At 70.8% G+C, this 9,779-nt stretch carries 12 protein-coding genes; 2 read left to right on the top strand and 10 right to left on the bottom strand.

The genetic code is table 11. The annotated features are described in order from the left end of the window. From GXW76_RS23695 to GXW76_RS23655, 9 genes are all read right to left on the bottom strand, one after another. On the bottom strand, positions 1 to 360 hold a 360-nt coding region (locus GXW76_RS23695; RefSeq protein WP_211864614.1), incomplete at its 3' end, for a hypothetical protein. Positions 361 to 413: 53 nt separating this feature from the next. Further along, the gene (pgsA, locus tag GXW76_RS23690) at positions 414 to 1,025 is read right to left on the bottom strand and encodes a CDP-diacylglycerol--glycerol-3-phosphate 3-phosphatidyltransferase (RefSeq protein ID WP_211864613.1); all 612 of its coding nucleotides are present in this window, start codon (positions 1,023 to 1,025) and stop codon (positions 414 to 416) included. Between the two features lie 12 nt (positions 1,026 to 1,037). Then, positions 1,038 to 2,933 carry an excinuclease ABC subunit UvrC gene (gene uvrC, locus GXW76_RS23685; protein ID WP_338151031.1) on the bottom strand — a complete coding sequence of 632 codons (1,896 nt, stop codon included), beginning with the start codon at positions 2,931 to 2,933 and terminating at the stop codon, positions 1,038 to 1,040. A gap of 285 nt (positions 2,934 to 3,218) precedes the next feature. Then, positions 3,219 to 3,611 carry a dihydroneopterin aldolase gene (locus GXW76_RS23680; protein WP_246514661.1) on the bottom strand — a complete coding sequence of 131 codons (393 nt, stop codon included), beginning with the start codon at positions 3,609 to 3,611 and terminating at the stop codon, positions 3,219 to 3,221. Beyond that, on the bottom strand, positions 3,608 to 4,387 hold the full coding sequence (locus GXW76_RS23675; protein ID WP_211864611.1) for an SDR family oxidoreductase: 780 nt from the start codon (positions 4,385 to 4,387) through the stop codon (positions 3,608 to 3,610). Before GXW76_RS23675 ends, GXW76_RS23680 begins: the two co-directional genes overlap by 4 nt. Positions 4,388 to 4,524: 137 nt before the next feature. Further along, a complete protein-coding gene (locus GXW76_RS23670) occupies positions 4,525 to 5,316 on the bottom strand; it encodes an ABC transporter ATP-binding protein (RefSeq protein ID WP_338151030.1) in 792 nt (263 codons plus the stop codon). A gap of 4 nt (positions 5,317 to 5,320) precedes the next feature. Then, a complete protein-coding gene (locus GXW76_RS23665) occupies positions 5,321 to 5,509 on the bottom strand; it encodes a hypothetical protein (protein WP_211864609.1) in 189 nt (62 codons plus the stop codon). 241 nt (positions 5,510 to 5,750) lie between these two features. Next, complete coding sequence (locus GXW76_RS23660) at positions 5,751 to 6,524, bottom strand: ABC transporter permease (protein ID WP_211864608.1); 774 nt, start codon at positions 6,522 to 6,524, stop codon at positions 5,751 to 5,753. 131 nt (positions 6,525 to 6,655) lie between these two features. Continuing rightward, the gene (locus GXW76_RS23655; RefSeq protein WP_211864607.1) at positions 6,656 to 7,606 is read right to left on the bottom strand and encodes an ABC transporter substrate-binding protein; all 951 of its coding nucleotides are present in this window, start codon (positions 7,604 to 7,606) and stop codon (positions 6,656 to 6,658) included. Positions 7,607 to 8,399: 793 nt separating this feature from the next. Here GXW76_RS23655 and GXW76_RS23650 point away from each other — a divergent pair. Beyond that, positions 8,400 to 8,627, top strand: coding sequence for a hypothetical protein (locus GXW76_RS23650; RefSeq protein WP_211864606.1), 228 nt, complete (start codon positions 8,400 to 8,402; stop codon positions 8,625 to 8,627). Positions 8,628 to 8,721: 94 nt separating this feature from the next. Beyond that, on the top strand, positions 8,722 to 9,168 hold the full coding sequence (locus GXW76_RS23645; protein ID WP_211864605.1) for an NUDIX hydrolase: 447 nt from the start codon (positions 8,722 to 8,724) through the stop codon (positions 9,166 to 9,168). A gap of 45 nt (positions 9,169 to 9,213) precedes the next feature. Here GXW76_RS23645 and GXW76_RS23640 read toward each other — a convergent pair. Next, positions 9,214 to 9,779, bottom strand: a 566-nt coding sequence (locus tag GXW76_RS23640) for a TonB family protein (protein ID WP_211864604.1), incomplete at its 5' end; no start/stop codon positions are given.

The following is a 9,779-nucleotide window of genomic DNA, read 5'->3' as shown; positions in this document are numbered from 1 at the left end:
GGTCGGCGGCGGCGTCGAGCTGCCGCGGCGGACCGGCGGCGGGCCTTGCACCGGGCCGGGCGTCGCGGTGTGCGCATCGACTTCCGGCCGCGGCACAGGGCGGTATTCGGGCACGCTGGTCATGGCCGCTTCCGGCGAGCTCGGGCGCGAGGCCAGCAGCGCGCCGGCGCTGAGGCGCAACTGCTCCACGCTCTCGCTGCGCAGGGTCTGGAACTCCGGCTCCTCGCCGGTCACCCGCCGGATGGTCAGGCTGTCGCCGGCCACGATTGGCCGGCTGGCCATGTTCCAGGAGGGTTGCCAGTCGGGGCCGCAGCCCGCCAGCGCCAACAGCAGCGCCCCGGCGCCAATTCCTCGTCGCATCGGATGTCGCTCCGCCATGGTCGTGACCAAGATGTGCCTGCCGCGCGCGCCGCTCAAGTGTGGCTGGGCGTCGTACGCGCGCGGGGCACAGCATCCTGCTGCCCCGCGTGGCGCAGCCCGGCCCGGAGGTAGTCCCAGCCGGTGACCAGCGTCAGTGCCGCCGCCGCCCAGAGCCCGACCTCCCCGATCAGCGAGATCGGCAGGAAGCCGAGCCCGATCACGGCGGCGCCGCTGTCGCCCGCCAGCAGCGTGCCCAGCGCGCCCATCTGGAAGCCTGTCTTCCACTTCGCGAGCTTAGTCACCGGCAGGCCGACGCGCAGCTCCGCCAGGTATTCCCGCAGGCCGGAGACCATGATCTCCCGCAGCATGATGACGATCGCGGGATAGAGCGCGGCACTGGAGAGGCGGTCCAGGCCGACCAGCAGCATCAGCGCCGCGCCGACCAGCAGCTTGTCCGCGATCGGGTCCAGCATCCGGCCGAAGGAGGAGGTGACGCCGCGGTCGCGCGCGATCTTGCCGTCGAAATAGTCGGTGATGCCGGCGACCGAGAAGACGATGCAGGCCACCATGTCCGACCAAGGCGCGCCGATCGCCGCAAAGGCCACCAGCACGGGAATGGCCGCGATGCGGGAGATGGTCAGCAGGTTGGGCAGGTCGGTCGGCATCGCAGACCCTGCTTACCCCGTCCCGTCGCGCGGGGCCACCGTTGCGCCGGGATGGAAATGTTCGTGGATGCGGCGCGCCACGGACGGGCCGATGCCGGGGCAGGCCTCGAGATCCGCGAGCCCCGCCTGCCGCACTCCGCGCGCCGAGCCGAAATGGTTGAGCAGCCGCCGCTTGATGGCCGTGCCGACGCCCGGAATGTCGTCCAGCTCCGACTTCGTGAGCGCCTTGGACCGCCCGGCGCGGTGGGCCGAGATCGCGAAGCGGTGCGCTTCGTCGCGCAGGCGCTGGAGGTAGTAGAGCACCGGATCGCGCGGCGGCAGTTGCACCGGCTCGCGCCCGGCCATGTGGAACCATTCGCGGCCGGCGTCGCGGTCGGGACCCTTGGCGACGCCGACCATGGGCACGTCCTCCACGCCGAGCTCGGCCATCACGGCCTGCGCGGCCGAAAGCTGCCCGGCGCCGCCATCGATCAGCACCAGGTCGGGCCAGGCGTTGGTCTCGCGGCCGGGATCCTCGCGCAGGGCGCGGCCGAAGCGGCGTTCGAAGACCTCCCGCATCATGGCGAAGTCGTCGTTGCCCGGCGCCGCCTTGATCGAGAACTTCCTGTACGCCTGCTTCATGAAGCCCGAGGGGCCGGCGACGACCATGACGCCATAGGGGTTGGCGCCCTGGATGTGGCTGTTGTCATAGACCTCGATCCGCTCGGGTGGCGCGGGCAGGCCGAACAGGTTGGCCACGCCATCCAGCAGCATCGCCTGCGCGGTGCCCTCGGCGAGGCGGCGTTCGAGGGCTTCGCGGGCGTTGGTGGCGGCGTGCTCGACCGCCTCCTTCTTCTCGCCGCGCTGGGGGCGGTGCAGCTCGACCTTGCGGCCGGCCTTGAGCGACAGCGCCTCGGCGATCAGCCCGGCCTCGGGCGGCTGGTGGCTGAGCAGCACCAGCGGCGGCGGCGGCAGGTCGTCGTAGAGCTGGGCGAGGAATGTGCCCATCACCGCCTCGGGCGTCTCATCCTGCTTTCCGTGGGAGAGGAAATAGGGCCGGTTGCCGTTGTTCCGTCCGCCGCGGAAGAAGAAGACCTGCACGCAGGTCTGCCCGGCCGCCTGGTGGAGCGCGACGACGTCGGCATCGCCCACTGCCTCGAGGTTCACCCGGTCCTTGCCTTGCACATGCGTCAGGCCCCGGATCCGGTCACGCAGCGCGGCGGCGCGTTCGAATTCCAGTTTCTCCGCGGCCTCCTCCATCTCCGCGGCCAGGCGCTTCTGGATGGAGGGGGTGCCGCCGGACAGGAATTCCTTCGCTTCCCGCACCAGCTCCGCATAGGCCTCCTTGCCGATGCGCTCCACGCAGGGCGCCGAGCAGCGCTTGATCTGGAACAGCAGGCAGGGCCGCGTGCGGCTGTCGAAGACGGTGTCGCGGCAGGATCGCAGCAGGAAGACCCGCTGCAGCGCCGTGATGGTCTGGTTCACCGCCCAGGCCGATGCGAAAGGGCCGTAGTAGGACGCGCCCTTGCGCCGCTCCCCCCGGTGCTTGGCGATCTGCGGGTAGGGGTGGTCGTCGGTGATGACGAGCCAGGGGTAGGACTTGTCGTCACGCAGGACGATGTTGAAGCGCGGGCGCAGCCGCTTGATGAGGTTGGCCTCGAGCAGCAGCGCCTCGGCCTCGCTGCCGGTCGTCACGACCTCGAGGCTGCGCGTCTCGAACACCATGCGCCGCAGCCGTTCCGACAGCCGCGAGACCTGGGTGTAGGAGGTGACGCGCCTGCGCAACGAATGCGCCTTGCCGACGTAGAGCGCATCGCCCTTCGCATCGAGCATCCGATAGACGCCCGGGGCGAGCGGCAGGGTGGGCAGTGCCGCCTCGATGACGTGCAGCCCGTCTTGCGGCGGCGATGAAAGGCCCGTTAATGTCACGATAACGAAACCGAGAGGGAGCTCCCCGAATTGTCCACGGAATCTGTGGACAACTCTGTGGGCGAGAGATGGGGCATCGCGTGCGGACGTAGGTTACAGAACAGTTTCTGCGCTTCGCCGCCCTTTTTGTCGCCCGGCTCGGGAATCTTCCAAGCCGTTGATTTTGCTACATAAACGAAGAACGACCCTGCGAACGCATCGGTCAAGATGGATTCTTCGCTTGACCCGCATAGTGATGATCGGCGTTGCAAAACGGCAGTGGACAAATTCCGCCGGCCGCTCATTTCAGAAACGCGTTCTTTCAACGGCTACGCCGACGCTTGTTACATCTTCGAGAACATCCGGCTTCTCCACCGAGACCCGGACGGTGGCAATTCGCTCATCCGTGAGCAGCGCCAGGGCGATCCGTTCGGCCAGGGTCTCCGCCAGCCGGACATGCCCGGCCGAGGCGATGCGCCGCGCTGTCGCGGCGACCGCGCCGTAGTCGACCACGCGGGCGATTTCGTCGGTTCCCTCGCCCGCCGGCGCCGCCTCGTCGCGCACCGCGAGGTCGATGCCGATCACGACGCGCTGCGGCCGCGCCTCCTCATGCGCATGGACGCCGAGCCGCGCCTGGACCGTGAGGCCGCGCACGAAAACGTGGCGCAGGCCGCGCGCCGCATCGGGGGCGAAGGTCATTCCTCGGGCTCCGCGCCATGGCTCGGCGACCATTGCAGGTGCTGCCCGCCGTCCAGGGCGATCATCTGGCCCGTCATCGAGGGCAGGGTAAGGATGGCGATGAGCGCGCGCGCGACCTCATCCGGCGAGGTGCCGTGGCGCAGTGGCACCGAGCGTGCTTGGCGGTCGAACTGTTCCTGCGACTGGCGGGGACTCGGCAGGGCCGGGCCGGGGCCGATGGCGTTGACGCGGATGCGCGGCGCCAGGGCCAGCGCGAGCGACTGCGTCAGCGTCCAGAGCCCCGCCTTCGACACGGTGTAGGAGACGAAATGCGGCGTCAGCGACCAGACGCGCTGGTCGAGCATGTTCACTACCACCCCTTCGCGCCCCTTGGGCAGGGCGTGGGCGAAGGCCTGGGCCAGCACGAAGGGCGCGCGCAGGTTGGGCTCCAGGTGCAGGTCCCAGGATGAGCGGGTGGCGTCGTGCCATTCGTCCCGCTCGAAGGCCGAGGCGTTGTTGACCAGCACGCCGATCGGACCGAGGGCGGCCTCGGCGTCCGGCAGCAGGCGGGCGACCTCCTCCTCCCGCGCCAGGTCGGCGCGCAGGACGGCGGCACGGCGGCCGAGGGCGCGGATCGCGGCGGCGGCGGCCTCGGCATCCGCTACGCTGGCCGAACAGTGAATGGCGAGGTCGAAGCCGGCTTCCGCGAGGGCGAGCGCCATGGCGCGGCCGAGACGCTTCGCCCCGCCGGTGACCAGTGCGGTCCGGGGGATGGTGTCGGGGATGGAGGGGGGCATCAGCGGGGATGTAGCGCGCCCCCGCCGCCTCGTCATCGGGCGCCGGGAGAGGTTTCCCTATGGGTGGAAGCCGCTCTCGCCGTGTTTGCGTGGGCGGCTTCACGCATTGGGCAGATTCCAGCCGTATGCGGCCTGCCTTACGCCGCTGTCGCCGCCTTGCGCACCTCCTCGCGGATCTCGGCCATCAGCCTAGCCTTCAGGGCGGCGAAGTCGGGCGTGGTCTTCACCGTCCAGTCGCGCGGATAGGGAAGGGGGACGGTCACATCCGCCTTGATCCGGCCGGGGCGGGCGGACATCACCACGACCCGGTTGGCGAGGAAGATCGCCTCGTCGATGTCGTGGGTGACGAAGAGCACTGTCTTGCGGTCGGCCTCCCAGATCTCGAGCAGCAGTTCCTGCATCAGTTCGCGGGTCTGGTGGTCGAGCGCGCCGAAGGGTTCGTCCAGCAGCAGGATCTCGGGGTCGTTCGCCAACGCGCGGGCAAGGGCGGTGCGCTGCTGCATGCCGCCCGAGAGCTGGCGCGGCCAGTGGTTCTCGAAGCCCTTGAGGCCGGTGCGGGCGATGAATTTCTCGGCGATGGCGCGCTGCTGGTCCTCGGGCAGACCGCGCTCGGCCAGGCCGAAGCGGATGTTCTGGGCGACGGTCAGCCACGGGAACAGCGTGTAGGACTGGAACACCATGCCGCGGTCGGGGCCGGGGCCCATGACCGGCACGTCGTCCAGCGTGACGGTGCCGGCGGTGGGGCGGTCGAGCCCCGCGACGATGCGCAGCAGCGTGGACTTGCCGCAGCCGGAGGGGCCGAGGATGGCGACGAACTCGCCCGGCCGCACCGTCAGGTCGGTCGGCTGGAGCGCCAGCGTCGGCCCCGCCCGGCCCTGGCCTGGGAAGGTGCGGGTGACGCCGGCGATGCGGAGGGTCTTGTCGCTCACGGGGCTACCTATGGCCGTGCAGGCCGTCATCCTCGGCAACTCGGATCACGGCTTCGCGGAAGGAGAGGCCCGCGCGAGTCATCGTCTCGCGCAGGGTGTTCGAGAGGAGCATCGGGTTGCTCACGATTTCGTAGCGCAGCCGCAGTGTCTCCACGGCACGGCGATAGGCGGCGTCATTGGCATGCGAGCGCATGGCGTTCCAATGCTCGGCGGTCCTGATGGGGTGCGAGAGATCGATTGGCAGTGGCTTCGCCCGCGCCCGAGCCGCGGCGGCACTCGTTCCGAGCACCGCGAATGCGTCCTGCTCGGGACGGCCGCGGCGCGACCAAAGCCAGAATGCGAGGGCTGCGGCGGCGCAGGCTGCCCCCGTCGCGAGCAAGATTATCGGGTCCGGCATCCCTTCCCCCCCCGGCTGGAATGGGCGTGCGCAGGCACTATAGCGCCGCCCAGGGAAACAGCTTCCGGTTCAGCGCCTTGAACAGGAAATCCGTCACCAGCCCGATCAGCCCGATCACCACGATGCCGAAGATCATCTGCCCGGTGTCGAGCAGGCGCTGGCTGTCCATGATCATGTGGCCGATGCCGGACGTTGCGCCGATCAGTTCCGCCACGATCACGTAGGTCCAGGCCCAGCCGAGCACGAGGCGCAGCGTCTCCATCACCTGCGGCGCGGCCGAAGGGATGATCACCCGCCGCACGATGCCGCGTGACCGCGCGCCGAGCGTGTACGCCGCTTCGACCAGGTCCATGCGCGTCGCGCCCGCGATCACCGCGACCATGATGACGACCTGGAAGAAGGACCCGATGAAGATGACCGAGAGCTTCTGCGCTTCCCCCACCCCGGCCCAGAGGATCAGCAGCGGGATAAAGGCCGAGGCCGGCAGGTAGCGCGCGAAGGAGATGAAGGGCTCGAAGAAGGCCTCGACCGTCTTGAAGGCGCCCATCATCAGCCCGAGCGGCACGCCGATCGCCGCCGCGATCGCGAAGCCGCCGACCACGCGGAAGACGGTGATGCCGATGTCGCCGGCGAAGCCGAACTCGGTCAGCAGCGACCAGCCTGCGAGCAGGGTCCGCCCCGGGCTCGCGAGAAAGAGCGGCGGCACCCAGCCCGAATAGGTCGCGAGCGCCCAGACGGCGACGAACAGCACGAAGAAACCGGCGCCCAGCAGGATCCGGGCGCCGGTCGAAACAGGAACGAGAGGCTTCACCTCGATGGATCCCTCAGGCGCCGGGCGGCGCACATCCGTGCGCCCTGGCTCGCCGGACTACCGGCGGGCCGCATTCGCGGCCTCGGCATGCCTGCGGCACGCCGCAAGGAAGATGGTCATTTTCGTCCGCGCTACCCCAGGAAGGACGTGTTCAGCAGCGGCCCCAGGTTGACGTCCTGGCGCACCACGCCGCTCTCGCGCTGCACGGTGTGCGCCTTGCGCATGAACTCCGGCAGGCCGGACGCCACGTACTCCTTGTTCTTTGCCTGGTCGAGCCATTCGATGAACTGCGCGCTGGCCTTGAACTGCTCGCCGGTCTGGTTGACGCGGCGGCCCATGATCTCGAAGGAACGGTCGGGCTCGCGGCCGATCATCGCGACGGCGTCGAACCAGGACTTCACCACGCGGCGCACGGCCTCCGGATTCGCCTGGATGAAGGCGGGCGTGAAGCCGAGCGTGTCCACCACGCAGGGGTAGTCGAGCGTCGTTGCGAGGATCTTGCCCTTGTCCGCGCCCATGGCGCGCACCTGGGAGAGATAGGGCTCATAGGTCGAGCAGGCGTCGAACTGCCCGGCGACGAAGGCTTGCGCGGCGGGCTGCGGCGCCAGCGTCGCGGTGGTCACCTCGCGGATCGACATGCCGTTCTCGCGCATCATGTAGGCGAGCACGAAATACGGCGTGGTCCCGGCGCCATCGACCGCGACCGTCTTGCCCTTGAGGTCGGCCCAGGAATTGATCGCCGGCCGCACGCCGATGCCGTCGCCCCCGCGCGAGCGGTCGAGCACGAGCACCTGCGTCAGCGGCGCCGAGCTCGCCCACAGGATCATGGTGTCCACCGTGGTGACCACGCAGTTCAGCGCGCCGGAGACGAGGGCCAGGTTGCGCTCGCGCTGCGGCACGAACTTGGTTTCCACCTCGATGCCGTTGGCGCGGAAGAGGCCGGCCTGCTCGGCGAGCGTCAGCGGGGCGAAGCCAGTCCAGCCGGACATGCCGATGGTGATCTTGGGCAGGGCCTGGGCGCGCAGGGCGGCGGGCGCGGCCAGCAGGCCGGCGGCGGCGCCAAGGAGAAGGCGGCGGTCCATCTGGGTTGCTCCGATGACAGGTGGCGCTGAGCCTATCGGAGCGCGTCCGCCATGCAAGCAGCGTGAAGCGCCTGCCGTCACGGCTTTCCTCCGGCCTGCGCGGTCCGGCGGCATGCGCGGCGCTGCCCCGCCTTCAGCGCGGGCAAGGCCGCTTGCCTTCCCTCGCGCGGCGGCGTTAGGGTGCCGCCCATGGTCCTGACCGGCATCCCCGCCGCCCGATTTTGGTACCGCTGGTATCCGCCAGCGGCCTAGGGGAAAGCCTCGCGATCATCTCTCCCGAAAGCCGCCACGCCCTGGCGGCTTTCGTGTTTCGGGACAGTGACGTCCCGTCTCCCGCAAGATCCCGGAGCGTAGGCGGCCCCAGCCAGCAGGAAGGCCCGCCATGCACCGCACCGAATACGATTTCGACGTGATCTCCGGCCCCTCGACGCCGCCGCGACCGCCGGCGCCGAAGCCTTCGGAGCCGGCTAAGCCCGCGGGGAAGTGATGCGCCCGGCATCCTTCCCGGCCGTATCCGCGCGCGGGGCTGGCGGGGCGGCGGCGTGCGTCACGATGGGGATACGGGCGGCAGCGATCGCCGACCCGTGCCCGAACTTCGCTGCCGCCCGCGTGGCGCGTCTGGCCGGGCTGACCGGACCGCCGCGGGTCCGCACGCCGGACCCGGAGTGCGCCCGGCCCAGGTCGAGGGCGCCTGGTCCTCACCCAGCGTTAACCGGCCCGGTGGATGATGCCCCCGCGGCCGCCCCGTGCCGTAAACCGCGCCAGAAGGGCGGATGACCCGGATGGAAACACCATGCGGCCTGCCGACTGGAATCTGCTCAGCGACGACCTGCAACTGACCCTGTCGCGGGAGGCGCTGCGCCGCGCCGCCGAGACCCTCGCGAGCCACGCCGAGATCCTGGCGCGGGAGATGGAGGCCGGCGCCCTGCTCGACCGCGGCGGGCCGGACGCGCTGCGGCTCTTTGCCGCGGTGGTGCGCGCCACCAACCGCGACGCCTTCGGCGAGGTCGGCCACGCCTGATGCCAACGGCGCGGCCGTCATTGCGGTGGACGGGTGACTCCCGTTCCTGCGACTCTCCACCCGTCGCCGAGTCGCGGCCGCCGAAGGGGGGCGCATGGCCAGGACCATCGGCGCGGCCTGGGGCCGCAGCCTCCGCCGCCAATGTGCGGCGCTGCCGATCCGTGAGCGGGAGGGGGAACTCCTCGTGCTGCTCATCACCACCCGCGGCCGCGGCCGCTGGGTGATCCCGAAGGGCTGGGCGGAGGAAGGCGTGCCGCCGCATGCCCTCGCAGCGCGCGAGGCCTTCGAGGAGGCCGGCCTGCTCGGCCGCGCCGCCGAGGCGCCGATCGGCGCCTATTCCTACCGCAAGCGCCTGCCGGACGGTCGCCGTGCGATCTGCGAGGTGGAGGTCTTCGCACTCGAGGTCGAGGCGCGCGCGGTGGACTGGCCCGAGCGCGGCCAGCGCCGCAAGCGCTGGGTGTCACTGCAGCAGGCCGCCGCGCTGGTTTCCGAGCCGGGGCTCGCTGCCCTGCTGCTTGGGCTTCGCCCCGCGGCGGCGTGAGGCGGCATCCTTGCCGCCGGGCTGGGGAACCGCGCCGCCTGCGGCTCAGCGCCGATACAGGATGTAGTTGATCGTCAGGTCGATCGTGACCTGTTCCTCCGCCGTACCCGGCGGGAAGGGCGGCAGCGCGGCGCCGCGGAAGACCGACTGCGAATAGTAGTTGAGGAAGATGGAGCGCGACGGCGTGCGCATCTCGACGCCGCGCACCCGGCCATCCGCGCCGGTGACGATGCGCACGGTGACCGGGCCTTGCTCGCCGAGTTCCGCCGCTTCACGCGGGTAGCGCAGATTGCGGTCGAGCCACTGGCGGAAGGCGTTGCGCCAGTCGGGCCCGGCCTCGGCGCCGCGCACGCGCAGGTTCTCGACCTCGCCAGGGCCGGGAAGGCTTGCCCCCGGCCGCAGGTCGAGCCCACGCCGCGGCGCGCCGGGGCGTGACGGGTCGGCCTCCCCCAGCCGAATCGGCGGCCGGTCGGTGAGGTCGAGCGGCACCGGCCTCGGCGTCGCCGGCGGCGGAGAGGGCGGCGGTGGCGGCGGCATGGGCAGCGCGGTGACGGTGGGCGGCGCCGTGCGCTGTGGCGGAGTGGCCGGTTGTGGCGGCGGCGGGGCAGGTG

Origin of the sequence: Neoroseomonas soli (assembly GCF_018129065.1) — a bacterium.
Lineage (GTDB): Bacteria > Pseudomonadota > Alphaproteobacteria > Acetobacterales > Acetobacteraceae > Neoroseomonas > Neoroseomonas soli.
The sequence above is the reverse complement of the archived record's forward strand: the minus strand, read 5'-3'. Positions and strand labels throughout refer to the sequence as shown.